Here is a 26568-nt window from a genome sequence, read left to right as displayed (position 1 = left end):
CTCAGCATAAATAGAGACATACAAGACATTTATCGTCGCTAATTTAGACAATTTTTGAAATTCGGAGTGATCAAATTGAAAAAAAGACGCCTTTAATTCAGAAGGTCATCTGACACTTTTGCATCAGTGAAACTCTACATCAGGAACATATGAGATGGACATTGAAGTGATCTTCGGAATTCTGGTCGGATTAGCGATAATCACAGTAATGGGTCACGGCCTCTGGTTACTGGTTTCATTTTTGTTCTCTTTACTATTCCGAGATGAATCTCCTGAATTAGCCTCTCCTCAGGAGAACCACAAAAAAAAAGAAGAAGACCGATTAATCACACAACGGTTCATCAGGCGGTTATATTATGAGGGTAAGATTCCTGAGCAGGAATTCCTGAAACTCATCAAATTCACTGAAGAAGCCCCCGGGTCACTTTCTATAAAGGAAGCGATAAAACCTGAAAAGCTGATCCAACAAGTCCAACCTTTTCAAAAACCCAAATACAAAGAAACGACATCTGCTTCAGAAATCGCTGACTTTCTCGATGACGACGATTTTCTTGAAGAACCAACGATTCAGAAAAGCCCTGTCTCCTCCGTCGCTTCTAATTCATCAAAGGCAACAATGCTCTCTGAGTTCGATGAGGCGCCCAAAGAGAAAACCCCCTTCGGGGCTATTCTGAATGCCTTCATGGAAGACAAAAATATTCGTTGGGGTGAATTGATTAGCGGCCTGCTCATTGTTGGTAGCGCAATCGGTCTGGTTGTCAGTCTCTGGTCTACACTGAAAAATCAGATCCCCTATTTCCCCGCCCTGCTGTTTTTACTGGCAACAGCAGCCATTCACGGTTCAGGTATCTATACATTTAAACGCTGGAAATTAGAATCAACGAGCCGTGGACTGTTATTGATTACCGTTTTATTAGTTCCACTCAACTTTTTGGCTGCGATTCGACTTTCCGACCATCGGCCGATCACCGACCCTCTTTTCATCCTCGCTCTTAGTATTGGCTTTGCAGCGTTTGGATGGATGGTGTATTCCGCCAGCCGAATCCTTGTTAGTTTCGGACGCTGGCAATTATTAACCACCGTACTAGGTTCATCGGCTGGTCAAATTATGATCTCTCGAATGAGTGTGGACGATCCGTCCTTTCTACAAACCATTCTTCTGGCGTTGCTTCCGATCGGCTGCTTTATAGTGGCAATGTCAAGTATTCTCCAATCTACATTTCGTTGGATTGAGTTCTCAGATTCGCAATCTCGCGAGTTAGTGACCATCGGTGGACTTTCAGTCTTTGCTGTTCTCGCTCCCTGTTGGCTGTTGATCTGGAGCTCGACCAGTCGCCTGGAAACATTCGCCTATCTCACTCCGCTACTCTCTATCATGGAAATCATTCTGATGGGAATGGGACTGGTTCTGCATTACAGAAAAGAAAACGATCACTCTCCGCACTGGTCTTTGGCCGGCTCATCAATCGCGATCTTTTCTGCATTAATGATGCTTGTGAATTTCGTCATAGCCTGGCCGCGTGTTGAAATCATGATTGTGTTGGGAATCGTCAATTGTATTAGTTTGACATTGCTGGCTACCAAAGCACGTTTTGCCCTCTGTCATATCCCAGCCCTGGTTTCAGGGGCGATTGCCGGTTTACTGGGCTTTCACGTCTTTACAAATACCATTGAATTACTGGGAACTTCACAGAATACCTTGATTGAATCCCTTTTACTGGGACGTAGTGCGGCGGTTTTGATTACCTTTGCCATCTTTGCTTCAATCGTCGGCGTTCTTTTAAAACGTGCCCAAAAAAGTGAAGATGAACGCTATTATTTTTATACCGCGGGATGCTTCTCAGTTCTTTCAAGTTTGATTGCCATATATGCAGGCTTTATCACAAAAACAGATGGCATGTGGGCCACTCTGTCTTTACTCATAAACGCCATCATTTGTCTGATTGCAAACTGGCACATTCGAAAGCAATTGATATCAGCCATCGCCTCTGGCCTGTGGTTTTTGACTCTACAACACGCTATTGGAATCAATCCCACAATTCGGTCGTGGCTTTCTCAATTAGAGCTTCTACCCGACGTTTCTTTTGTTTGGGCCAGCCTGATCCATGCCACCGGTGGAATATGTTTTTTGATTACACTAAAGTACTGGTCTCAATCACATTATCGTATAGGCGCATACTGGTCCATTATTCCCTTAAAATCGAACCCTTTTACGCCCCCCATCGTGAATGGTTCATTACTGACGTCTTCTGTGCTTATTCCCTATGCACTCTTTGGTAAAATCACTCCGGAATTACATACAGCATATTTATTCTGGATTATGTTAATCTGGATCAGCAGCGCTCTAATCAAAAAATCTGATATCTGGTTTATGCTTTCACAACTTGCTGGTACGGCAGGCAGTCTCTATGCCGCGACAGCCATTGGTGAATCGTATGCACTTTGGGACAACCCTGGTTGGACGAATCCCAAGTTCTGGTTAATCCATATCTTGGCTGTGGCAATCTGGATCTTATTCGGGTCCGCTCTTCATTCTAAAAAATATTCCCAAAATCAACTCGGTGCGTTATCTCGAACTTCCCGATGGAATATACAGCCTGCACTCTTAGCTGTGTCCATCGTCTCAACAGGATTTGTTCTTTTTTTGTCAATCATACCTGCCATCGCCGCTGATTTTGATACGACGTTTAAAATGGATCAGGTCCAGCATTTCACGACAGTTCCACTAATCATGCTCTTTGCCTATCTATCCTGTCTGGTTGGTTTCAATACGATTAAATCAAAAAAGGATGATGTTTCGACGCACTTAGCTGTACTACTCGCCGTAGTAATCTCGGGAGGCATGGTCAGCATACCATATTTTAATCTTTCCCTAAGTACGATTGGATTCATGCCCCCCGATTCAAAGGAAGCCTTCAGTGTCTGGAGTTGGGGATGCATGATATTATTGTCAGTTGCCTGCTTGCCTTATCTCAACAGTCGATTTCAACAAATCACATCACAGGGGATGCACTTCATTGTCTACCTCATTCCTTTCCTGTGTGCGGGTTATTTTATCGAACAACACCGTGTTGCAGATGCCCTGCGGTGGGGGTTGGGGATTTATGCGTTGGCTCTAATGATTCTCGTTTTGAAATCAAAATCTCTTATACAATATCTGCGTTCAAAACAAATACGATTACGCTATTTGCCTCGACTATTGGAAGACAAACCGACGTGGCGCAACCTTAGTATTCTAGGCGCCGGTTTACCATTACTTGTTTTGACAATCTATCAAATCTATGGTAACTGGCTGAATATTGATCAACCTCTAGAGCATTTAATGCTTTCCGATCTGATCGCCTCTCTGCTCACTTTCTGTATTCCCATTTTGATACTGATGGTTGCCTCTGTTTTTTACTCGATTCACTTCCGTTCAAACAGTTGGATGTTCATCGGCTCTCATTTTCTCGCATCGACAGTGATCGCAGGTACGATCATCACGATTTCAGAACCTTTAAACTTATTCCAACTGGATGACCTGATTCGAATTTCAATCTACACTGGTCTTTCGTTTGCATTCTATGGCCTTTTTTGGCTGGCCATCGAAAAGAAAGTCAATCCAAACTATGTAGAACATCAAACTCTCGCTCCCGTTTCCTGGCCATTGATTCGTGTGCACCTCACGATGATGCTTTGTCTGGTGGCAGCCCCCTACTTGCTCCCGTTCACAATGAATCTGAGCAACCCTGAACGCGAATGGTTATCACACTTCCCCAAGATGCTACCAGCCACGCTTGTCACTTTTGCTATGGCAGCTGGCTGTATCACATTTTTTTCGCGTAGATACACCAGCAGCTTCAAAACGAATGGGTTCTCTTTTTTAAGTTTAGCTTTAATTGGCTTAGTCACAGTCGCAAGCTGGCAATTCACAGAATGGGATGCCTGGAAAATCAATCTGTTTATGGAAATTGGTCTGATCTTGATCGGTGTATTCCACACACTTCGATTTGTACTGGAATGGAAGCAATTACATCATGAGCCCCTACATCAAGCTAACAGTAACCGACATTACTATTGGAGCCAATCGATTGCGCTGATTTTGTCAGCATTCGCTTTCCGAGGAGGCTGGTCTGATCCACTCAGGCCTCTACCAGCACTATTGATAACCACTTCGTTAACAGCCATGTATCTGACTCTGGGAATTTGCCTTCGCAAAGAACGCCTTGCTTATACATCGTTAGCCACTGCTCTACTGGGAACCACTTTTTTGGTCACCGCTCAATGGACTACCCCAGGTATTTATGTAGAAGCTCAAGATTGGATGGATCTCCTGAAGTGGTTAGTCACTACAGCGGCTACTTTATCGGGTTGCTGGTTGATTGTCGATCTTTACCGACAAGTACGCGGCAACAGGATTACCGCAAACGAAAAACCAGCGATTCAACAGATACTCGCCAGAGTCCTCACTTGTCTTGTCTTATTTTACACACTGCTGATTACTGTCTCGCGTTCGTCTTTGATCTCGGTAAACGTACCAGTCATTAAAGACCTTGCCGGTTGGATCACTTTAAGCGCTGTGTCACTTTTGCTTTTAGGGATGCTATGGGATCAGAAAAGCCGCTATTGTCTTCCAGCTCTGTTTACATTAGGAATCTGTGGAGTTGTTACATACCTAAGTAATGAAACCAAACTACGTCTACTTGTTCAACATTCTGGTTTGGCCATGGCCTGCTACACTTGCCTGCTCGGAGGGTTCTGGAGTCTGCGTAGTGCAATATTGTCAAATGCAACTAAAGTAAAGCTACCCAATCTTGAGTTACTTCAAAAGCAAACCTTGAACTGGCTGCCTCAGGCAGTAAGCTGGCTTTCCGTTTATGTCGTGCTCGCATTGTTGCATAGCGTTTTGCGCTTCGAAGATCAGACAATGCGATGGTGGTCCGTTGTGGGAGTAGCCATCACAAGCCCTGCTTTATACGCTTTTAGTAATTATAGTGAGCTCTCTCAGCAGTTTAAGAAACGTGCGCTATTTGCAGCGGGAATGGGTTTCATCTATTTTGGCTGGGTATTGCTTCCCGTTCAGGGTAACTTCTATTGGCTCGACCATTTAATTCGATTGTTAGAAGTACTCTCCGTATTAAGTCTGGTGACGACTATCATTCTCGTGAAATGGCCGTCCCTGAACGAGGATTGGTCCGAAGCACTCCGAAAAAATTCACGTACTTATTTGATCGCAGCTGGGATTTCGCTGTTATCTATTCTGATCTCCGAAACTGGATTTTTGATTGCTGATATTCCCTTAGTGGTTTCAAAAGCACAGATTGCAGTAGTTTCCGTGACGCTGGTTGCACTTTCGGCTGCGTTAATTTTGATGGCAGCACTTCCCCAATATGATCCATTCCAGTTCTCCCTTAAACAACGCATGTTTTATGTCTATGCATCTGAAATTGTTTTGGCTCTGTTGTTCCTGCACATCTACCTGACAATGCCAGAACTCTTCCGTGGCTACCTACTTCCCTACTGGCCGTACATTGTGATTGCCATCGCGTTTACTGGTGCCGGTGTAGGAGAGTTCTTCCAGCGTATTGGGTTGAACGTGCTGTCAGAACCCTTACAAAGAACAGGAGCTTTTTTACCTTTATTGCCTGCACTTAGTTTTTGGATTCATGCTTCTTCACAACAATCTCCTGTAGTGGGCGATTATTCGATGATCCTCTTGTTGATTGGTATCGTATATGTTGTGATGAGCTTGTGGAGAAAATCCTTTGTCTATACCACTCTGGCTGCGTTAGCCGGTAATGGAGCACTTTGGGCGTTCTGGGTAGAACAAGGACAGGTCTTTACTCAACATCCTCAACTCTGGTTGATTCCTCCGGCCCTCTCAGTACTCATTGCCACTCACTTAAATCGAGAGAAATTAAGTGCCAAACAGATCGCATCCATTCGTTACTTCTCGACAATCACGATCTACGTTAGCTCTACGGGCGATATGTTTATCGCTGGTGTTGCCGACAACTTATGGCTCCCAGTCATTCTATGCTGCCTCTCAGTTGCAGGCATGTTCGCAGGCATGCTGCTTCGAGTTCGCGCCTTTCTTTATGTAGGAGCCTCGTTTCTCGCACTCTCGATCGTCAGTATGATCTGGCATGCATCACAGTCACTTGGTCACATTTGGCCATGGTGGGCGTTTGGAATCGGCCTTGGAATCTGTATCTTGATTCTGTTTGGTACATTTGAGAAACGACGAAACGAAATGTTAGAGCTTGTTGATAAACTCAAAGCATGGGATCGTTAGTCGGAGTTCGAAACGAGCTACTCACCAGTCGAAGTACGGTGTTGCCGTTTTCGTTCATTCTCAGTCAGATAGATTTTTCGCAAACGAATAATCTTAGGCGTGATCTCTACATATTCATCATACTCGATGTACTCTAATGCCGCTTCGAGACTCATTTCACGAGGTGGTTTGAGAACCATGTTTTCATCTGACCCGGAAGCACGCACATTGGTCAATTTTTTGCCGCGAATCGGGTTAACGACCAAGTCATTGTTACGAGCATTTTCTCCGACAATCATGCCTTCATAAACATCTTCTCCTGGTCCAATGAAGAATTCCGCACGGTCCCGCAGTTTCCACAAAGCATACCCAACAGCCTGACCGTTATCCTGTGAAATTAGCACACCATTCGCACGTCGGGGTACTTCCCCTTCACTCAGCTTGTATGCTTCAAAACGATGATTAATAATGGCTTCGCCTTTTGTTGCATTCAACAATCGCGTCCTCAGACCAATCAATCCTCGAGCGGGTATCGAAAATTTCAGATGTGACATTCCCGTCTCACCTGACGTCATATCGATCATTTGACCACGACGGGCACAGACCAGTTCCATTACAGATCCAACGACTTCCGATGGAACGTCGACTTCCATCGACTCAAAAGGCTCGTGCCATTTGCCATCAATTTTCTTACGAATAACTTCAGGTTTTCCTACAGAGAGCTCATAACCTTCTCGGCGCATCTGCTCGATTAAAACGGACAAATGTAAAATGCCTCGCCCAGAAACGGAAAATGAATCCTTATCCTCCCGTTCGGTAACACGTAATGCCACATTTGATTCCAATTCACGCATTAGTCGTTCGCGCAGATTACGACTGGTCACATACTTTCCATCCTGACCTGCTAACGGAGAACTATTGATCGTGAATAGCATCGACAATGTGGGTTCATCAACATCAATTCGTGTGAGAGCTTCGGGCTTCTCGGCACAGGCAACCGTATCACCAATTTCCGGACTATCCAGTCCGACTAATGCCACAATATCGCCGGCAGATGCTTCATCAACGGGTGCTCTTCCCAGGTTATTGAATAGCTCAACCGAGTCAACAGTGGTCTTTACATGCTCTCCACTTCTTTTGATGAGCGTTACCTTTTCTCCCGGGCGGACTCTTCCACTACTAATTCGACCTGTCGCTACACGACCGACATATTCGGACCACTCCAAGGTTGTTACCATCATTGTTAGTGGTGCATCCTGATTCACATCGGGAGCGGGTACGTTTTCCAATACCATGTCGAGTAACGGGTGAATACTATTGCCGAAGTTTTCAAGATCGTGCGTCGCAAAACCTTCACGAGCACTGGCATAGATATATGGGAAATCGAGTGTTTCATCATCTGCATCTAACTCAACAAATAAATCGAACATCTCACTCAGTACATGATCAGGTCGACAATCAGGACGGTCAATTTTGTTGATAACCACCACAGGCTTTAAGTGGCATTCCAGTGCCTTTTTCAAGACGAAACGTGTTTGTGGCCTGGGGCCTTCAAATGCATCGACCAAGATTAAAACGCCATCAGCCATTCGTAATACACGTTCCACCTCACCACCAAAATCCGCGTGTCCCGGCGTATCGATGATGTTGACTTTGACCCCTTTATACATCAATGCGATGTTTTTGGCCAAAATAGTGATACCACGTTCCCGTTCCAGATCGTTCGAATCCAGAATACAGTCACCTTTCAATTGAGAATCACGAAATTGGCCACTTTGATGTAGTAATGCATCGACCAGTGTCGTCTTCCCATGATCTACGTGCGCAATGATTGCAATGTTCCGCACATCTTCTCGTTTCATGACTCTCAACTCTTCCCACTATGAATCCCGGAACAGACCATCTTGATATTTAAACGTTCCGTACAGGGAACAGAGGGTCTTATCTAAAACCGCCTAAAAGCGCATCAGGCAACTATATAAGGGGCGAAATATATCAACAATAGATTAACAAAGCAAAGCCCAGAAATAGATATTCTTACTGGCAGTTCTGTCCGGTTTTAGCGATACTTTGACTATTCCTACGTCAAAACTTCATAAATTACGAGATAGCAACTTAAATCTCTAGCCTACAAAGGAGTTACATCGCATGAAACAGCTTCTCTTATTACTTTGTCTGTTTCTGCTGACAACCTTTACATCAGCTTTCTCAGTAATCGCTCAAGAATCGGAACCATTTGATCTGCTTCTGAAGGGTGGCATGCTGATTGATGGCACTGGAAAACCAGGATTCCAAGGAGACGTCGCTATTAGGGACGAGCGTATAGTATTAATCGCCCCGGAAATCAACACCCCAGCCGATCAAACTATTGAATGTCGCGGCCTGATAATCGCTCCCGGATTCATCGATTTACACAACCATAGTGATCGACAGATTGTCTCCCCGTTAACTCGCGCGAATATGAACTATGTCACCCAGGGATGTACTACAATCGTAACGGGGAATTGTGGCAGCGGCCCTGTTAATACCAAGGCCTATTATCAAAAAATTGATGATTCGGGAAGCGGGACGAATGTAATGCATCTCATCCCGCAAGGTTCTCTCCGTAATCAAGTCATGGGATCAGGACAACGAAAGCCAACACCTACAGAACTCAAAACGATGAAACATCTGGCGCGGAAAGCTATGCAGGATGGTGCCTGGGGAATGTCGACCGGGTTGATCTATGTTCCCAGTTCTTATGCCCAGACAGATGAACTCATTGAACTGGCAAAAATCGTATCACAATTTAAGGGGATCTATGCCAGCCATATCCGCAATGAAAGTACAGAACTACTCTCAGCTGTAAATGAAGCCCTCAAAATTGGCCAACAGGCTAAATTACCAGTTCATATTTCACACTTCAAATCCAGTGGTCGGGATGCCTGGGGATTAGTTATCAGAGCAGCTCAAATGATAGATAATGCACGTAAACAGGGACAAATTGTAACCGCAGATCAATATCCTTATATTGCATCGAGTACATCACTGGGAGCCACTTTAATTCCTGCCTGGGCCAGAGCCGGAGGGAATAAAGAGTTGATCAAACGTTTGGAGTCTCCAGAAACTGCTCCGAAAATCATCAAAAAGATTGAAAGTAACATTGAAAAGCGAGATGGAGGTCAAGCAATACGGATTGCCCGCTATTCAAAAAAACCGGAATGGGTGGGGAAAAATCTAGAACAAATTGCAGATAACGAAAAAAAAAGTGTGCTAGAGATTGTGTTGGAGATCACTCGGTATGGAGGTGCCTCAGTTGTGAACTTCAGTATGAACGAAGAAGATGTTCAACAAATTATGAAAATCAACTGGGTTGCGACTGCTTCAGACGGACGTGCCTACCTGCCAGGCTCAGATCGTCCGCATCCGAGGCAATACGGTACATTTCCCAGAAAGTTGGGATATTATGCCATCCGGGAACAAGTAATCCCATTAGAACATGCAGTTCGAAGCGCAACCGGGCTGCCTGCTGATATTCTTGGTTTAAAAGAGAGAGGTTACCTTCGTAAAGGAGCGTACGCAGATATCGTTGTGTTTGATCCAAAGACGTTAATCGATCTGGCGACATTTGACGATCCGCATCAGTACTCGAAAGGCATCCGATACCTCTTCGTGAATGGAAAACCAGTAATCACTGCAGGATCTCCAACCGGCAGTTTGGCAGGCAAAGCCTTACGTCACAAGCCGACTGAAAAGTCATCAGAAAAGAACAGCCGTTAAAGGCTCCAGGAAGGTTCTGCATTGAATCCACATCGTGTACAGCTTCTCGTCAGTATCAGGAACCGAGACGAAGTACTACCTGCGCTAAATGGCGGTTGTGACATTCTCGACCTTAAAGAACCTTTAAACGGCGCTCTGGGAATGGTCGATGAAGAAATACTCCATTCAATAAGCGACTACTTTTTCGAGCAACCGGTAAATGTCCCCTTAAGTCTGGCACTGGGAGAACTGGTAGAGCAGAAAGAAAAACACATTACTCCGACCATTCCTTCAGAAGTTACCTACTTGAAAATGGGACTATCAGAAACGAAACAATCAGACCACTGGTACTCAGATTGGTTAAACTGCAGACAGCGAATTGAAGTAACTAATCAAGCGACATTTCAGTGGATCGCAGTAGCTTACGCAGACTGGAAACAGGCTCGTTCCATTCCACCAGAGTATGTTCTTGCCGCAGCCATCAAAAGTCGGTGTGCGGGTCTATTAATTGACACCTACCACAAACAAGGTCAAAGCCTATTAAACTGTATGTGTCTTGAAGAGATTCAGCGACTCGTTGATCGAGCACAAAAATATAATTTAAAGATCGCCTTAGCAGGCTCGATTACGTCTGATCACCTTGAGTCGCTGTCGGATATTTCGCCCGACATCATCGGAATTCGAGGTGCCGCTTGTGTTGGAAGCCAAAGAACGAACCAAGTCCAAAAACTGGCAGTGAAGACATTTCGAAAAGAACTTGACCGCCAATATACGTTCATGGAATCAGGATGACATCCCAGTCGATACCGTCTGTTCCTTAGTATCCTTCAGTGGATTGTAGGGAGCATACTTTTTCAGTTTCAACTTTTCAATCATTGGAATCACATGGTTAGCCGGGATTGCAAATGACTTTGTTCTACCAGCACGCGCAATATTCAAACCTACGGCCTGTCCTTTAAGGTCCACAATGACTCCACCACAATCTTCTGGTCTTAATACAGCATCATGTTGAAAAACTTCAGTGAAGCCAGTTTTACGGCGGCTTAAGGCGCCACCCATCTTTTTCTGCATTTCGCGTAAACGATCATAAATCAGCATTTGGGGGTCCGTGAGGATGACTTCGGCTGTGAGTTCCTCCTTTTCTCTTAAAACCTTCAAAAGGACCCGGTCACCAGGCAAAAATTTGCGAACAAAACTAGAGAGCGCATTCGCATCTTCGATCTCGACACCAGCAACGTTTAATATCACATCACCGGCTTTCAGACCTGCCTGTTCAGCGCCGCTTTCTCGAAGCACTGATTTCACCAATGCTCCACCTTCGGCATCACCAATTTGTACTCCCAGAACTCCAGGAGCAGGCTTGACGGAACGTCTTGAAACACTGAGTACGCCTACACTCACAGGTGACATACTTAAACCAGGTGTTGCGAGCCATTGTCCAACCTTGGGATCTGAGGCAGAACGCCACCTGACTGTAGGAAGATTATGTGCATCAATCTTAATCAAAGCCAAATCCAGCTTTCCGTCTACTCCGATGATTTCTGCTTCAAAGCGTTCGGCCGTTGATAACTCACAGGTGATCTTACCTTGAAGTTGGCTGGCCTTAGTTAAAATCCAGCCATCTGAGCCAACAATGGCGCCCAGAGACGCTTCTTTTCCGTTCGAGCGTACTCGCACCGTCCATGATCGAGGTGTGGAGACCACTGCACGAAAAGCTTTTCGGATCTGAGAGCCCTCTGTCAATTGACTTGGTTGTAATTGATCCCAGGCATAGCCATATGAAGTAAGACTTCCCATGAACAGCGGAACGATCAAAAGCATCGCCAAAAATCGACGACTCGATTCTGTACCTTTAATTTTTTGATCCTGGTTCAAGAGTTTCTCCTTAATACATAAATACATAATTGCGACTGTGATCTTAAATCCAAAATAGAATCAAACATCTCAGCCTGTCCTGGCATTTTATTAGTCTCTGGCTGCCAATTGCACTTCGAACGTCATTGTTTTCTTGTCTCGAATCAACTTGATCTGAATGGTTTGTCCAGGCTTATAACGCTGAACGACCTCAGCCAGTTGCTCAATTCCTGTAATTCTCTGGTTATTTAATTGAATAATGACATCATTTTCTTTTATTCCCGCAATCTGTGCTGGGAAGCCTCGTGTCACACCCACGACTTTGCAGCCTTGATCAGTGTTAACTCCATTCACCCCTAAAACAGCATTTTGCCCTAAAGGTTTTGCTCCCCACATATCACCGGAGACAAGCTTTTCCCAATCGTTCTGAAACGCTGATGCCGGAATGTGAAAGTTCCAACTTGTTGAAGGTCCGATCCGACTGTGAATGCCTATCACATCCCCACTCATATTAAAGAGAGGTCCGCCGGAATCTCCACCGATTAGAGTGCAATCCGTTTGAATAAGATGCTTCTTTTGGGAAACAATTCTACCTAAACGTACAACAGGAGGACGCCCTGCCTGATATCCATTGGGGTGTCCAGTGGCAATCACCCAGTCTCCTGGCTCCACTTTGGAATTATCTCCCATCTTTACTACAGGGAGTTTACTAATTTTTGTCTTGTCTTCATCAACGAGCTTGATCAATCCGGCATCCATTCCCCGATTTAAACCCATTGTTTTCCCTTTAAGAGTTCGGCCATCATGTAAAATGATGGTCGCATTTTTTTGTGCTAACCCAATTACATGAGCTGCTGTGAGGATATATCCAGATTTATTGTCGATAATAACACCACTTCCCTGAGCGTCTCCCACACGAACTGAAACAGTACTGTGAATTGAGGCTTTCGTGAGAGAAGTCACTTGTTTCTCAATCTCTTGCAAATCCTCCAGTGAGTCAGGCACTGTCTTAAAAAAGACTTCAGAAAGCTTTGTCTTGACAACCGGAGAAACCGGTTTCCTGACTTTCACTTCCTCAGCTGTGACTTGTGAAACCATGAGAACGAGCGCGCATCCCAACACATTACTTAAAATGTGTCTAAGTAATGCAGTAGCTGCATCATTCTTGTTCAATGAATGGCACAATTTCATAAATCATCTACAACGAAAAAAGAGGATCTACTTCTTAGGTAAGAAATGTTGACTATAGGATACGCGATATAGGGTACCGTTTTCAAGAAAAAAGACAAAAAACCACGTGGTTACTCGTTATTCTAAATTCTTTTGAAAATTAGACTTGTGGCATATCAAAACGTTTAAAAAGATACTCAACTCTACTAGATCAGACTCTTACGTTGCTTTCATACAACAGAAAATCCGCTATGATTTATTGAAGAAAACGGATTTATGACAGCTTCAATCTAACCTGAAATCGAAACAGCTATCTAATAATGGACATACAACAAACGGATTTTCCCGGTTTATTAGTCATTACACCTCGAGTGTTTGCAGACGAACGTGGGTTTTTCAAAGAAACATATCAGCAAGAACGCTATCAAAAAGTAGGAGTCAACGAAACATTTGTCCAAGACAATTCCTCTCGATCTTCGGCTGGCATTTTGCGAGGGTTACATTTTCAAGTCAAACGACCTCAGGCAAAACTTGTTTTTGTTGTCCAAGGTGAAATTTTTGATGTTTGTGTTGATCTGAGAAAAAATTCGCCCACTTTCGGTAAATCATTCTCAATTACATTAACAGCAGAAAATCACCAGCAGCTATTTGTCCCAGCCGGGTTTGCGCATGGATTTTATGTTCTCAGCCCACATGCAGATTTTATGTACAAGTGCAGTGATTATTATTTTCCGGAACATGAAAAAACACTACTCTGGAATGATCCGGCCTTAGAAATTGATTGGCCAATCACTACGGAGCCCATTCTCTCTGAAAAAGATCGAAACGGCCTTCCGCTAAACGAATGCGAATATTTCGAAACGCTATGAAACTGCCATATATTGCATTAACCATGGGTGACGTTTCAGGCATTGGACCTCAGCTTCTCGATGCGCTCTGCTGCCGATCTGAACTCTTTGAAATCTGTCACCCGATCATTTATGGTAATGCCCACATCTTGAGTCGTGCTGCCCAGCAATCTGGTAGTGAACTGCAAATCGTTTCGATTGACGGTGTTTCGGACAAACTTGAATTCAAAGTAAAAACGGCTTTCTGCATTGATCGTGGAAAAGCCGATGTTATTGACGCGGCTCCCTGTGAGATTGATGCTCGATCTGGTCAGGGTGCTTACGATTATCTGGTGAGTGCAATAGATGATTGTCTGTCAGGACAAGTAGACGCCATCACTACTGCGCCGCTGAATAAAGAAGCGTTACATCTCGCCAACATCCATTATCCCGGTCATACCGAGATTCTGGCAGACCGCTGTCAGGTCGACGAGTTTGGAATGATGCTTTATCTACCCCATAATAATGTCATTAAACCACCGTCGGGGCTGGGCATTGTGCATACTACGTTACATACATCCATTGCCAGTGTACCAGGTTTACTTAAGACTCAAGAGATCTATGAGAAGATTCGTCTGATTTGCAATTTAATGGAAATTATGGGCGCAGCTGTCCCGCGTGTTGCTGTCTGCGCACTTAATCCTCATGCGGGAGAACATGGTCTCTTTGGCGACGAAGAAGCGCGTATCATCGCTCCGGCAGTCGAACAAGCTGCACAATTGGGACTAGATATCACGGGGCCTTTCCCTGCGGATACACTCATCCGGAGAGCAGTAAGTGGCGAGTTTGATGCTGTTGTTGCGATGTACCATGATCAGGGGCATATCCCATTTAAACTTCTCGGATTTGATCAGGCAGTTAACATTACGCTGGGGTTACCTATCGTAAGAACCAGTCCCAGCCATGGAACAGCCTTTGATATTGCCTGGACAGAGATAGTTCCTGATACTAATGGAATCATGGAAGCCATTAAAGCGGCTGCGAAACTGGCTCGACATAATAAACAGTCTTAGTCATCTATTTAGAATTACCGCACTGGAATTTGATAATGGCAAAAAGAGAATTCATTCCCCGGCCTGAACCCAATGTCACCAACCTGATTCTCATCAGGCATGGCGCCACACCACCAAATGAACAACGTCCTTATATACTGCAAGGTTGTGGAATCAATCCCAGCCTGAGCGAATCGGGTCAAAAACAAGTTGGTGCTTTGTCTGAGTTCTTGTCCGAAAACAGTTCGGTTAACCATGTGTATTGCAGCCCCATGACACGTGCCAAAGAAACAGCGATGGCTGTCTGCCAACCTTTTGGCTTGGAGCCTCGGGAGATTGCTGAAATCCATGAATGCGATGTGGGGCAATGGGAAGGAAAATCCTGGGATATTATTATGCAGGAATCTCCCAAAGCGTATCGGGCTTTCATGGATAACCCTGCGGAAAATCAGTACGAGGGAGGCGAGTCTTACGGCGATGTTCTAAACCGCTCAGAACCAGCAATGCAGAATCTGCTAGAGCAACATTTGGGTGAAACCATTGCCGTTATTGCTCATAATGTTGTGAATCGAGTCTATCTGGCAAAGTTGATGGGGCTCGAAATCAAAAGAGCAAAAGAGATCACACAAAACAATACTGGTATTAATATTATCAGACATAAACCAAATGAAACCAAAGTGGTCACGATGAACGCCATTTTTCACCTGAATGGTATCCCACACTAATCTGATTTTAATGTCAGTAAATAAGCGCTCAAAGTTTCCAAATTCTGACTGAAGACTTCACTGGAAATAAAACGACTATTGACTGGAAACTTTGGCTGTCCCACAAGGCGTTGTCCGGTACTGATGCTAATCCAGCGTGCCTGATCATCCAATGTATTCAGAATTGTTTTGACCTGTGGCATTAATTTACGCCTGTTTAAGTGAGAAGCCTGTTTCTGTTTACCAGATTTCACTAAATTGAATTCGCGTTGGAGTTCCGCCAATTGTGAATCGATTTTCCAGCCATAATGCCGTGGTAAATTCGAGTCATCATAGGTCAGGCTGTATTTTTTTCCATTCCTTGTCATGTAGAGTGGTCGATTCGTTTGCAACGCATAGTATCGTGCTAATTGTCCATTCGGTAATTGGGATTTCCTCAGATAAGAAAGTGCTTTCGGAATCGGTTTCAAATATTTTTTGTCTCCACTGAAGCGATATATTTTCATCAAAGTTTCGATGGCATCCTGCGATTCTCCGCCGGTTATAGCTGGTGGTTCAAATTTACGGGCCCATATAGGCTGCATTTCATAATTGTATTGTTGAGCCCAGGCAGGCTGCGGATCAGGTAGCTGAGCTTCAATCAAAAAATCTCCCAGCTTTAATACTGCCTGCTGATAACGCTCATCTTGGTAGATTTCATACGCATCTATCAGGACTGTAGACACATAGCCTGCCAATCCATCATTTAGTGTATAGTAATCCCAGTAATTCTTGATGCGTCCTTCCGTGCGCCAATCATACTTGGGAAAGTTAGCTGCTTTTGCGGGAATCTTTTTAACGGGTCCCGTCCATACCTGCGGAAACGCGCCCACCGGAAATTGTGCTTCGAGTAACGCGTTCAAAGCGATCATTGCTGCTTGATGAATCTTTTGATGCTGGAACTGGTGCGCTTTATCAACGTGGATTAATAACTGAATTGCTGACTGCGTAATTCCATCATCAAGTGTAGAATTATTTTTACCTCTCCCTTTTCCATTACGGTAATCAGCGGTTAATTTACTCTTAGGATTAAAATCGATCGAATTTGTCCAGCCACCGGATTTCAACTGCCCGTATACGAGGGAGAGTGCGGCATCGGTCGCTGCGTCAAGATAAAATTGATCTCCCGTTGCCTGCCAGGCTCTCAGATACGCTAACCCAACCGTAGGAGTTCCCGGCGGTTGTACCCAAATCTGGTTCGGCCCTGCTTTACCCTCTCCCCAGCGTTGTTGCAGATCGAGACTATAGTAATAAACATAACCTCCATGTACGGCAAGTTTGTCACGGTAATACTCACTCGCCTTACGCATCGTGTGAACAATATTTTGTTTCGTGACTTTCTCAGCCGCGAGTAATGAAGATTCTGCAAGTCCCTCAATCGAAATCAGAACGTAACATAACAACAAAGTCAAAAAAGCATTCTTCTTTTGCATCGCTGATTCCTCTTTCTAGACTTGAATTGAATCTTATTCACTTTGCGACTGGTAGCCACTGAACGGCATCAATAATCACATAACCGTCTGAATCCTCGTTTGTCACTTCGACTACCGCTGCCTCGTCTGTTACAAAGTCGTATTCTCCCAACGAAACAAAAATACCATCCAGTGACGGCAGCTTCTTCTGATTAATGGTGCGAAGTGCTTCACCGTTCGCATGTTTGACTGCGACTTTGACTTTCGAGCTACGATTACCATGAGGAGTATACGCATAGCGTACTTCATAGCGCCCGGATTTCGGTACTTTCGTTTCGAATCGAGCGATTGCCTTTCCATCCTGTGAGTTTGATTCGTGACTATAACCTGAACCGACATATTTTTTCGACGATCTGCTGAATTCCCATGATCCTATTAGATCGGCCCGTGAATCGTCGAGTACAATGCCCTTCAACTTCGCTGGATCCACACCATTTCGACCAAATTTTGCTTCGGGAGGCGCTTCCAGAATTTGCCCTTCTTTGACTAGTTTTTCTTTGAGAACAGCATAGGGTACATCTTGCACATCCAATTTTTGATCAATGGCGATGCCGGCTGCTGTGGCCGCCGAATGTCCTAAAATCATAAAAACTGGTTCCATTCGAATCGAACCGAAGGCAATATGTGAACTGGAAACACACACGGGTACAAGCAGATTTCCACACTCTCCTTTTTTAGGAACCAGACTACCATAGGCAATCTGATAGGGACCATGGGTTGAAACACCGATGTCTCCCTCATTTTGAACGTACCCTTCAGGTGTGACATATCGCTGCACGTTATGCGAGTCCATTGTGTAAGATCCCATACCAACTGAATTGGGTGTGGGGCGTTTTTTCAACAGTTCATTCTCTGTCATCACAAACTGTCCAATCATCCGACGTGCTTCACGAATATAGAGTTGATGTGGCCAGTTTCCATTATCAGTAAACTCATCCTTGGCGAGTCCCCATTCCCGCATTTTTTTCTGTACTTCACTTGGAACGCGCGGATCATTGGCAATAAAATAGAGCCAGCCTTTTTGATAGGTCTCATGTTCTTTGATAATTTCTTTTCTGCGTTTATAAGAGGCCTCGGGATAATCGTAATTATAGCCAATGTTATCAGTACTCATTGGACCGTGATTGTTCGTATCCGTTTTATAATTGGGAATAGGATCAAATTTTGCGAAGGTTTCTCTCCAACCCGCCTGATAAATTCTCAATAACAATTCGTACTGGCTCGGATCGTAGCCTTCGGGCTTGGGAAAAGGGACACGATTTTCGGCATGTTTGGTTAAGCACATTCTGAAACAGTATGCCTGAATCTTGTCATCACCGGCACCATACTTCCCTGGATTCGCACCGCTGATACGAGGTAGCAAACCACTGGAAGGATCTCCGGGAATACAATAGGGACTGATCTTTTGTTTGACGGCTCGGAGACCAAAATGGTGCTTGTGATGTAATACACCAGTTTGTACTCCATTCCATTTCTCACCGTATACACTATTGGACTCTCTTCCAACGTGATAGCTGACATCGGCTGCCGCCATGAGGTCACCTTCATAAGTCGCATCAATAAATATGAGACCAGAATAGATATTACCGTTGAGCATCGTAATAGAGGAAATGTTCTTACCTGACATTTTCACTCCCTGCTGACGATCCAACCATTCATTGCGATGTACGGGAATCTTGTATTCTCGAACAAAGTCTTCGAAAACCTGCTCAGCAACGTGTGGCTCAAAGATCCACATTGTCCTTTGTTTCCCGTCAATGGCAGGAGTACCCTGCCCTTTGTCACCATACAATTCTCGTTTTTGCCACTTCCAGGTTTCTGGAGCCTGATAATACTTCCAGATCCGATGATAAAACTCGCGTGCCAGCCCACCTATGACTGCTTTATTTCCGGTATCAGTCCAACCTAAACCCCCACTGGACAATCCACCAAGATGTTGATCAGGGCAAACAACGACAACTGACTTGCCCATGCGTTTTGCTTGAACGGCAGCTGTCACCGCGGCTGAAGTTCCTCCATAGATCACCACATCGTATACCTCTGCCTGCACAGCTTGAGTTGAGACTGTCGCGAACAGACACAATGTGATAAATTGACGAATCAAATTCATGTGTTGTATTTCTCCAAGATGATTTTCGAACTCTTTCTCAATGACTTCACTTTATCAAAATCGACCTTTCATTCTACAGAAGAGAAAACTCAATACAAAGTCAGAATTGATGAATCCCAATTATTAAAGAATGTTCATGGATCAAATCAAATCGTGTTCGTTTAAGCTGTCGATATTAACAATTCCACAATTTCTCATCATGTACTCTTTATAAAACATAATGGACTCAAATTGACTGAAGAATTAACGGCTTATCACGAAGCAGGCCATGTATTGATGGCAGTTCATGTCGGTGCCCGCGTTCATTCCGTTACGATCGATCCCGACTGGGATGATGGTCCTGAACGTTTTGGCGATGCACAACTCTCTTGGCCTGAGGGGCTATTTGACCAAAAAACCTATCTTGAAAAAGCCGTTCTGGTTGCGTTGGCAGGACCTGTTGCAGAAATGATTCATACAGGAGACCCGTTTCACCCTGCCATGGTTGCTGAATGGTCGGGCGATTGGCGAGAAGCATGGAAAGCTGCTGCGACTCTGTTTCCTCAGCAACCAGCGAGAATGCAATATTTAGAACAAAAAACTCGGGGACTCTATCAAATGTTTCGAACTGATGCTTACTGGTCGGCTATCGGAGAACTAGTAGATCAACTCTTAGCACATGAAACCCTGGAGGAGGAAATGATCTATGAAATTATCTCTCACTGGGTTTGATCTTCATAATTAAGTATCTGGTCATTCTCATCAAAGTTAGACTGCTGTTTTTTGCGAATGGTATTCAGCAGATTCTGATGCATCCTAACACTCTTTTGGTCAGAATCGGGCAGAAAAGAAACTTGTTGCAATTCATCCAGATAACTTACTGGGAATTTGTGAAACTGAGCCCCCAGCATGACTAACTCATGGTACCAATCAAAGGGCTTGAGTGAATGCTCGATATATTGAGGCATCGCCTGATAAGTAAACACATTCATTATTTGATTCTGCTGGGTTAAAACATTGATCTTCAAGATTTGATAGCCCTGTCCCAGTGATTCATATTGATCAAGTCGACTTTTTTGTCCTTCTGATATTTGATAGACGACTCCCCAAACTTCCTTTGAATGATTTTGCTGGAATACAATGTCACATTTTCCAGAGCGATCCAACCCTGTTTTATGAAATCGCAGTTCCGCCCGCGGTAAACGAGCTACCGAAATGATATCACATGGTCCAATACGCTTTTCCAACCTCGCTGGGTGCATATTTGAACCATACGCAAAATACTTCTGAAACTCTATCATACAGCCTCAACTCTTACTTTAGTTTGATCTATGTCGCTAATGTGGTCGAAACTGTATACGTACTAAAACTATTCGCATCAGTTTTCTTCTGTTAAAATCAATTTTAAACTGACTTCAATAATTCAGCAACGGCATTCATCAGGAGCGAGTTAAGAGTGGGTATATTGAGTGATGACCAACTACCAGGACCTTTTTCAATCCCTGCAGCCTGGAAAGGTGATGAGCTGATTCAGAGACAAGACTGGTTGATCCATCTTAATGAACTACAGCTTCAAGATCTGGAACAAGCGCTGGATACGATTTCAAAAGAAAAACTGACTTTCGATCAGATTTCTAAAGCACAATTCCCGCTGCCAAACTTAAGTCCCGTTTTAAAACAAATTCAACATCAATTGGAATATGGCTCAGGAGCCTGTCAATTAAAACGATTCCCTGTCGAGAATTATTCTTCATCAGAGCTGGAGAGCCTTTTCTGGTTACTCTCGATTCATTTGGGAACACCAGTTTCTCAAAGTGCCACTGGAGAAAAAGTGTTTCATGTCAGGGACGAAGGCTATCAGGTGGGACAAGCACAGGCGCGGGGGCCAAACACACGCAAACGACTCAGTTTTCATACTGACCGTTGCGATGTTATCGGATTTCTCTGTATCCAACCCGCTGTTTCCGGCGGTAACAATCAACTTGTCAGCTCGGTTTCACTCTATAATGAGATGCGTACCAAATGCCCTGAATTGGCTAATGTTCTGATGCAGCCTTTTTATTATCTGCGTCATAATGTTGATACAGGTAACCAAAAACCATTCTGCCAACAACCAATTTTTTCAGTTCACGAAGGACATTTTGCAGCCAGTTTCTTACGTGTACTCATTGATCGTGCATATGCTTCTCCTGATCTGCCTGAAATGTCACAGGCACAACAAGATGCTCTGAGTCAACTGGAAACACTGGCGGAATCACCAGAATTGAACGTTACATTTCAGCAGGAAGCAGGTGACCTTCTCTTTTTGAATAACTGGGTAATCTTTCATCGCCGCGACGAGTTTGAAGACGCTGACGAAGATAGTTTAAAGAGACATTTGCTACGTGTCTGGTTGTCAGTCCCTAATAGCCGTCCGCTCGATCCACTATTTGCAGATAATTATGGAAACACAAAAGCCGGATCCATTCGAGGGGGTATGCAACCTTCGAAATAATCCTTGATTGTTTTCAACGTCAACCAGACTGCGGGATTTACCTCAGAGAATAGTATAAAAAGTTCGATCTTGTTCTAAGACTGAATTCAGCTAAAATATTTTATTCATTTCTGCACTCAAATAATACAGACCTTTATTTACATGATCAGAGATTCTCAACCGCAAAAAAAACTCTCTAAGGATTCAAGCAGTCCCAGAATGACCTTGGACCGAATTGCGTTTGATGAAATCCATCCTGCTTTTTTAGACACACTTGATGAAGTCTCCGTTCCCACAGTAACAGGTATCAAAAAAGCAGCTTATCTGTTTTTTGCACTCGTGTTTTTTGTGTTAGGTGTTCTCGGTGTTGCGCTACCGGTACTTCCTACGACTCCGTTCCTCCTTTTGACCAGCTTTTTTCTAATCCGGACATCACCTCGATTGAATCGCGCTTTATTACGTTCCCCGATTTTGGGACAAGTTTTAAAAGACTGGCAGCAGGATGGTGGCATTCGAATGAATGTAAAAATCCAGGCGATTTCGATCGTTGTCATCATCATTACAGCGACGTTGATTCTTTCTCCGCTTTCAATGCCCCTCAAAACGACTCTCGTCGTCCTGGCCTGCATTGGAATTCTGGTCGTCATCCGACTCCCGAGCCTCTCCTGAGCACGTTTTCAACTGAGTTTTCAGCATTTCATAATAGCAATCTCACTGTAGAATGACTGACTTTTGCTCACTTGAAACGATTCCAAGACAAATCAGGTGCATCCCCTGCGCACTTTGACTAGAATAATTATCTCCCAATAATCAACCGAACTAAAATTCACAATCAGGAGCCAAACATATGCAACGCCGAGAGTTCCTTAAAAACAGCGTTATTGCAGGCAGCACTGCTGCATTTGTGGGAAGTACAACTCAAGCTGGTGAATCAGACGATAAGAAACCGTTTCACCTGAAATACGCTCCTCACTTCGGCATGTTCAGAAACGCAGCCGGAAATGATCCCCTGGATCAATTGAAATTCGCCGCTGACCAGGGTTTCACAGCCTGGGAAGATAACGGAATGAAAAAGAAACCCCAAGCGCTCCAGCAGCAAATAGCAGACACGATGGACAAGCTGAATATGGAGATGGGTGTTTTTGTAGCACACGGTTCCATTGGTAAGCTTACATTTACTCGTAAAGATAAAGATGTTTGGAATTCAGTTCTAAAAGACATTAAAGACTCAGTCGAAGTCGCAAAACGGGTGAATGCCAAGTGGATGACTGTTGTTCCAGGCAATGTCGATGAAGGCCCTCGTGGTCGATTGGCAGAAGGATACCAGACTGCGAATGTAATTGAATTGCTCAGACGCTGTGCTGATATTTTTGAACCTCATGGAATGGTAATGGTACTGGAACCTCTAAACTGGTATGCCAACCATGGTGGTGTTTTTCTGCAAGGCTCACCTCAGGCTTATGCAATCTGTAAAGCCGTGAATAGTCCGGCCTGCAAAATTTTATTTGATATTTACCATCAGCAAATTACGGAAGGGAATCTGATTGTTAACATCGACAATTGCTGGGATGAAATTGGTTACTTCCAATCTGGAGATAATCCGGGACGGAAAGAACCAGGTACGGGTGAAATCAATTATCTGAATGTATTTAAACATATCCATTCCAAAGGATTCGATGGTATTATCGGAATGGAACACGGAAATTCCAAGCCTGGTAAAAAAGGTGACATGGCTGTCATTGAAGCCTATAGAGAGGTTGACCGGTTTTAAAATGAATCAAAAAAAAGCCAAAAATGTACTTGGTACAGAACTGGAAACTTGCTCGATGGACCCGGTCACTGGATTTTATCGGGATGGTTGTTGTAATACTGGTAGCTCTGACATGGGACTACATACAGTTTGCACAGAAGTCACGGCAGAATTCCTCGCATTCTCTAAACAACGGGGCAATGATCTCAGCACACCTCACCCTCAATTTGACTTTCCGGGCTTGAAACCCGGTGATCGATGGTGTTTGTGCGTAGAACGCTGGAAAGAAGCTCTTGAAGCAGGTATGGCACCTCGCGTGGTTCTTGAAGCCTGTCACATTTCGACACTTGAATTTGTCGATCTGGAAGACTTGGAGCAATACGCAATCGAAGCATAGTATGGCACCAAGCAATTCATATTAAAAAGAAAAACCACGGAACCTTGACTAGGTCTTCCGTGGTTTTTCTTTTATTAGTTGTATTAGTTGCAAATTAGACTCAAATGCAAGATCTGATTATTTTGATTTGAGCATAAAAATTTCACTAAAAGAGGAAGTAAGAAACATCTCGCCATTCTGATCTGTTCCGAATGTCATCACCGGTATGCTCGGCGATTCAATCACATGGTTTGCAGTGACTTTCTTGTTCTGGGCATCATATTTTAATGCCCAGAATTTACCAGAGACATAATCACCGTAAACGTACGCACCTTGTATCGCAGGAATCTTTTTACCGCGATAAACCGAACCACCAGTAATCGATTTTCCTACACTATGATCATATTCCCAAATCGGTTCAATTAAATGAGGACGCGGTTCCACTCCGTTGGGGCCGAATGGATGTTTTCCTTCACGGACGGACCAGCCATAGTTCCCTCCTTTGACGATAATATCTATCTCTTCCCAGATATTTTGTCCCACATCACCGGCCCAGAGGACATCCGTTTTCGTATCGAAGGCGATTCGCCAGGGATTACGTAATCCATATGCCCAGATTTCCTTGCGGGCTGTTTTGATCTCAGCACTTTTTCCGTGTAAAAAAGGATTATCTTTGGGAATCGCGTAGTTTAATCCCGGGTCCTTATGATCAACATCGATTCGACAGATCGTTCCCAAAACGGATGACAAATTCTGACCGTTATGGAAAACATCATTCCCAGCACCGCCATCTCCAAAGGCAATGTAAAGTTTTCCATCCGGTCCAAAGACTACTGTCCCACCTCCATGATTCCAGGCAGGCTGTTTCACACGCATCAATACTTTTTCGGAATCTGCAAGTGCTTTATCGGGATCATTCCCGGACACACGAAAACGCGAAATCACTGACGTATTCACGGGTTTGTCGGGGGTACTATAGTAGATAAAGAACTCGCCGTTCTCTTTAAATTTCGGATGAAAAGCAAGTCCTAACAAACCTTCTTCATTCTGTTTGTCGTTGTAAGTCACACGATCCGAGATATCGAGAAAAAGCTTTCCTTCTTCAAGATCTTCATCTTCGGGTGTATTTGGTACGACATAAACTTTCCCCTTCTGCGAAGCAATAAACAGGCGATCCGATCCATCACCCGCATGAGTAACTACAATCGGACGATCAATTTTGAGATAGGGAAAGACTTTCACAATCTTGACTGGAGCGGGCGAAGTATCGACTTTCTCTGCCGCGAATGCTTGCTGAGAAATCACAAGCACTACAATGAATAGAAGCATGGATATTGTTTTCATAAGCTGTTTTCTTTGTAATTAATCGAGGTTAACGGATGAAAATTATGACTAACATCAGTCATTAGCCTGGATCTAGATTTATAATAGCATTTAAGCTACAATCTTTATCTTGGACGCACTCCAGAATAGAAAAAACGACGTGGCAACGCTACTCACCAGACAAAATTGCATTCGTCGAAAGATAACAGAGTTATTTCTTTAGAATCAAAACTGGACGACACCAGTTGACATGATCTTGAATATCTGCATTCTTCCCAAAGTCCACTTTCAGCACTAACTCTTTGGCACCAGTAAGATCGATATGTGGAACAACGACTGCTTGCTGTTTGCTTCCACGAATCACTTTCTGAAAGACAATGCGTCGATCGACGAGAATCGCTACTTTAACATCACCTGCTCCATTAGTTGCATCATCGATTCCCACTTCTGTCTGGAACCTGGCATATTTGCCATCAAGATCATAACTCAATTCAGCAGCGCTGTGCATTCCGATACCAAAGGCAAATTCCTTACCTCCTACAATCAGCGGTCCTGATAAAACATTCCGATTTCGACTCCAGCCCCACTGTTGAGAAAAAAAAGGAGTAAATTCATAAGCAGTCGGTTTGAGTTGTGACAGGTAAATGACCTTTCCGTCTAATGGGACAATAGAATTCAATTGATTTAACTCAATCTGGATCTCTGCCCCAAATAATGTTTTGATCGTTGCCATTTTCTTGACGATTGTAAGTGAAGATGCTGTCAGACGTGTACCGTCTGACAGTTCTATTTGATAGTGTAACTGATCCGGTTGCGGAAAATTGATCAACTCCGGATTAAAACAAAAAAAACGAATTCCCCGCCGGGGAATCGCTGTTTCGCCGGCCCTCGATTCGAATCGGAATGTCGATGCATTAAATCCCAGAAATTCCCCTTCCAGAAAATCTCCGTTTTTCAAATAAAAGAGATCTGACTTTTTTTCTATACGTGCAATTTTTTTTATAAATTGTGAACGACCTTGCTGCATAGAAGGCCATTGAAAATAAACAGCCTGTATCGTTTCCAGTGGTACTTTCAATTCTCCCACTTCGGGATAGGAGACTAAACGTATGAGGATCGTTTCATCTTCGGAGCGAAGTAATTTTGCATGTATACGATCATCATTCGCAAGAACAATCAGTCCTTCATTTGGTCGAGGAAGACTATGATTTCCCAAGTTAACTCTGATCGTTTCATCGGCAGGAAAAATTTGTTTGCCTGATGTTGTCTGTAACGTAATCTGATTCTGGTTAACTTGTAGTAATTTACCCTGAACGAAATTCCCCTCGATCGGATAGAGCTCAGCAGCCATCACAGCCACTTCTAAAATAAAGCAGCAAACAAAATAGATGATCACTGAAAATCGCATAACAGACCGAACAAAAAAACTATGAAACCGATAAAATTAG

The 26568-nt window shown here is 43.9% G+C and carries 19 protein-coding genes; 11 read left to right on the top strand and 8 right to left on the bottom strand.

All coding sequences use genetic code 11. The features are described 5' to 3' along the window. Nucleotides 1–154: 154 nt before the first annotated feature. A complete protein-coding gene (locus V202x_RS18650) occupies nucleotides 155–6274 on the top strand; it encodes a hypothetical protein (protein WP_145178143.1) in 6120 nt (2039 codons plus the stop codon). 17 nt (nucleotides 6275–6291) lie between these two features. Here the strand turns inward: V202x_RS18650 and typA are convergent, their stop codons facing one another. Continuing rightward, nucleotides 6292–8115, bottom strand: coding sequence for a translational GTPase TypA (typA, locus tag V202x_RS18645; protein WP_144985295.1), 1824 nt, complete (start codon nucleotides 8113–8115; stop codon nucleotides 6292–6294). 286 nt (nucleotides 8116–8401) lie between these two features. Here typA and V202x_RS18640 point away from each other — a divergent pair, with 286 nt between their 5' ends. Together V202x_RS18640 and V202x_RS18635 are read left to right on the top strand one after the other, a co-directional pair. Further along, nucleotides 8402–10012 (top strand): N-acyl-D-amino-acid deacylase family protein, encoded by a 1611-nt coding sequence (locus V202x_RS18640; protein ID WP_145178141.1) that lies wholly within the window; start codon nucleotides 8402–8404, stop codon nucleotides 10010–10012. A gap of 21 nt (nucleotides 10013–10033) precedes the next feature. After that, on the top strand, nucleotides 10034–10783 hold the full coding sequence (locus tag V202x_RS18635; protein ID WP_145178139.1) for a (5-formylfuran-3-yl)methyl phosphate synthase: 750 nt from the start codon (nucleotides 10034–10036) through the stop codon (nucleotides 10781–10783). Here V202x_RS18635 and V202x_RS18630 read toward each other — a convergent pair. Then, a complete protein-coding gene (locus V202x_RS18630; RefSeq protein ID WP_197992958.1) occupies nucleotides 10775–11866 on the bottom strand; it encodes a S1C family serine protease in 1092 nt (363 codons plus the stop codon). The two genes, V202x_RS18635 and V202x_RS18630, sit on opposite strands and share 9 nt — an antisense overlap. Before the next feature lie 90 nt (nucleotides 11867–11956). Next, a complete protein-coding gene (locus tag V202x_RS18625) occupies nucleotides 11957–13036 on the bottom strand; it encodes a S1C family serine protease (protein WP_145178123.1) in 1080 nt (359 codons plus the stop codon). Between the two features lie 299 nt (nucleotides 13037–13335). Between V202x_RS18625 and rfbC the strand changes: the two genes are divergently transcribed. Genes rfbC through V202x_RS18610 form a run of 3 tightly spaced genes read left to right on the top strand, consistent with a single transcriptional unit; the run spans nucleotide 13336 to nucleotide 15619 of the window. Beyond that, nucleotides 13336–13884 carry a dTDP-4-dehydrorhamnose 3,5-epimerase gene (rfbC, locus tag V202x_RS18620; RefSeq protein ID WP_145178119.1) on the top strand — a complete coding sequence of 183 codons (549 nt, stop codon included), beginning with the start codon at nucleotides 13336–13338 and terminating at the stop codon, nucleotides 13882–13884. Further along, a complete protein-coding gene (gene pdxA, locus V202x_RS18615) occupies nucleotides 13881–14915 on the top strand; it encodes a 4-hydroxythreonine-4-phosphate dehydrogenase PdxA (RefSeq protein WP_145178117.1) in 1035 nt (344 codons plus the stop codon). The genes rfbC and pdxA overlap by 4 nt, the downstream gene beginning before the upstream one ends. Nucleotides 14916–14950: 35 nt before the next feature. Then, nucleotides 14951–15619, top strand: coding sequence for a histidine phosphatase family protein (locus V202x_RS18610; RefSeq protein WP_145178115.1), 669 nt, complete (start codon nucleotides 14951–14953; stop codon nucleotides 15617–15619). Here the strand turns inward: V202x_RS18610 and V202x_RS18605 are convergent. Next, nucleotides 15616–17070: a pectate lyase gene (locus tag V202x_RS18605; protein ID WP_145178113.1), complete on the bottom strand. Its 1455-nt coding sequence runs from the start codon at nucleotides 17068–17070 to the stop codon at nucleotides 15616–15618. The two genes, V202x_RS18610 and V202x_RS18605, sit on opposite strands and share 4 nt — an antisense overlap. A gap of 37 nt (nucleotides 17071–17107) precedes the next feature. Beyond that, nucleotides 17108–19219: an FAD-dependent oxidoreductase gene (locus tag V202x_RS18600; RefSeq protein ID WP_145178111.1), complete on the bottom strand. Its 2112-nt coding sequence runs from the start codon at nucleotides 19217–19219 to the stop codon at nucleotides 17108–17110. Between the two features lie 231 nt (nucleotides 19220–19450). Here V202x_RS18600 and V202x_RS18595 point away from each other — a divergent pair, with 231 nt between their 5' ends. After that, a complete protein-coding gene (locus tag V202x_RS18595) occupies nucleotides 19451–19930 on the top strand; it encodes a hypothetical protein (RefSeq protein WP_145178108.1) in 480 nt (159 codons plus the stop codon). Here the strand turns inward: V202x_RS18595 and V202x_RS18590 are convergent. After that, the gene (locus tag V202x_RS18590) at nucleotides 19918–20499 is read right to left on the bottom strand and encodes a gamma-glutamylcyclotransferase family protein (protein ID WP_145178106.1); all 582 of its coding nucleotides are present in this window, start codon (nucleotides 20497–20499) and stop codon (nucleotides 19918–19920) included. The genes V202x_RS18595 and V202x_RS18590 overlap by 13 nt on opposite strands. A 155-nt stretch (nucleotides 20500–20654) precedes the next feature. Between V202x_RS18590 and V202x_RS18585 the strand changes: the two genes are divergently transcribed. From V202x_RS18585 to V202x_RS18570, 4 genes are all read left to right on the top strand, one after another. Then, entirely contained in the window at nucleotides 20655–21692 is a 1038-nt protein-coding gene (locus tag V202x_RS18585; protein WP_197992957.1) for a TauD/TfdA family dioxygenase, read from the top strand. Between the two features lie 198 nt (nucleotides 21693–21890). After that, on the top strand, nucleotides 21891–22340 hold the full coding sequence (locus V202x_RS18580; protein WP_197992956.1) for a YbaN family protein: 450 nt from the start codon (nucleotides 21891–21893) through the stop codon (nucleotides 22338–22340). A 178-nt stretch (nucleotides 22341–22518) separates the two neighbouring features. Further along, the gene (locus tag V202x_RS18575) at nucleotides 22519–23442 is read left to right on the top strand and encodes a hydroxypyruvate isomerase family protein (protein ID WP_145178100.1); all 924 of its coding nucleotides are present in this window, start codon (nucleotides 22519–22521) and stop codon (nucleotides 23440–23442) included. A 1-nt stretch (nucleotide 23443) separates the two neighbouring features. Next, on the top strand, nucleotides 23444–23818 hold the full coding sequence (locus V202x_RS18570; RefSeq protein WP_144985280.1) for a DUF2237 family protein: 375 nt from the start codon (nucleotides 23444–23446) through the stop codon (nucleotides 23816–23818). 117 nt (nucleotides 23819–23935) lie between these two features. Here the strand turns inward: V202x_RS18570 and V202x_RS18565 are convergent, their stop codons facing one another. After that, the gene (locus tag V202x_RS18565) at nucleotides 23936–25141 is read right to left on the bottom strand and encodes a PQQ-dependent sugar dehydrogenase (protein ID WP_145178098.1); all 1206 of its coding nucleotides are present in this window, start codon (nucleotides 25139–25141) and stop codon (nucleotides 23936–23938) included. A gap of 190 nt (nucleotides 25142–25331) precedes the next feature. After that, nucleotides 25332–26471: an NPCBM/NEW2 domain-containing protein gene (locus V202x_RS18560; RefSeq protein WP_197992955.1), complete on the bottom strand. Its 1140-nt coding sequence runs from the start codon at nucleotides 26469–26471 to the stop codon at nucleotides 25332–25334. Between the last annotated feature and the right edge of the window lie 97 nt (nucleotides 26472–26568).

The organism is Gimesia aquarii (genome assembly GCF_007748175.1).
In the GTDB taxonomy this organism is placed as follows: domain Bacteria; phylum Planctomycetota; class Planctomycetia; order Planctomycetales; family Planctomycetaceae; genus Gimesia; species Gimesia aquarii_A.
This window is presented reverse-complemented; position numbering and strand designations above follow the sequence as displayed.

What these genes read in the sequence shown, in the direction of transcription:
- V202x_RS18650 (WP_145178143.1), top strand. Translation starts at nt 155, where the DNA reads ATGGACATTGAAGTGATCTTCGGAATTCTGGTCGGATTAGCGATAATC.
- typA (WP_144985295.1), bottom strand. Translation starts at nt 8,115, where the DNA reads ATGAAACGAGAAGATGTGCGGAACATTGCAATCATTGCGCACGTAGAT.
- V202x_RS18640 (WP_145178141.1), top strand. Translation starts at nt 8,402, where the DNA reads ATGAAACAGCTTCTCTTATTACTTTGTCTGTTTCTGCTGACAACCTTT.
- V202x_RS18625 (WP_145178123.1), bottom strand. Translation starts at nt 13,036, where the DNA reads ATGAAATTGTGCCATTCATTGAACAAGAATGATGCAGCTACTGCATTA.
- rfbC (WP_145178119.1), top strand. Translation starts at nt 13,336, where the DNA reads ATGGACATACAACAAACGGATTTTCCCGGTTTATTAGTCATTACACCT.
- pdxA (WP_145178117.1), top strand. Translation starts at nt 13,881, where the DNA reads ATGAAACTGCCATATATTGCATTAACCATGGGTGACGTTTCAGGCATT.
- V202x_RS18610 (WP_145178115.1), top strand. Translation starts at nt 14,951, where the DNA reads ATGGCAAAAAGAGAATTCATTCCCCGGCCTGAACCCAATGTCACCAAC.
- V202x_RS18605 (WP_145178113.1), bottom strand. Translation starts at nt 17,070, where the DNA reads ATGCAAAAGAAGAATGCTTTTTTGACTTTGTTGTTATGTTACGTTCTG.
- V202x_RS18600 (WP_145178111.1), bottom strand. Translation starts at nt 19,219, where the DNA reads ATGAATTTGATTCGTCAATTTATCACATTGTGTCTGTTCGCGACAGTC.
- V202x_RS18590 (WP_145178106.1), bottom strand. Translation starts at nt 20,499, where the DNA reads ATGATAGAGTTTCAGAAGTATTTTGCGTATGGTTCAAATATGCACCCA.
- V202x_RS18580 (WP_197992956.1), top strand. Translation starts at nt 21,891, where the DNA reads ATGACCTTGGACCGAATTGCGTTTGATGAAATCCATCCTGCTTTTTTA.
- V202x_RS18575 (WP_145178100.1), top strand. Translation starts at nt 22,519, where the DNA reads ATGCAACGCCGAGAGTTCCTTAAAAACAGCGTTATTGCAGGCAGCACT.
- V202x_RS18570 (WP_144985280.1), top strand. Translation starts at nt 23,444, where the DNA reads ATGAATCAAAAAAAAGCCAAAAATGTACTTGGTACAGAACTGGAAACT.
- V202x_RS18565 (WP_145178098.1), bottom strand. Translation starts at nt 25,141, where the DNA reads ATGAAAACAATATCCATGCTTCTATTCATTGTAGTGCTTGTGATTTCT.
- V202x_RS18560 (WP_197992955.1), bottom strand. Translation starts at nt 26,471, where the DNA reads ATGGCTGCTGAGCTCTATCCGATCGAGGGGAATTTCGTTCAGGGTAAA.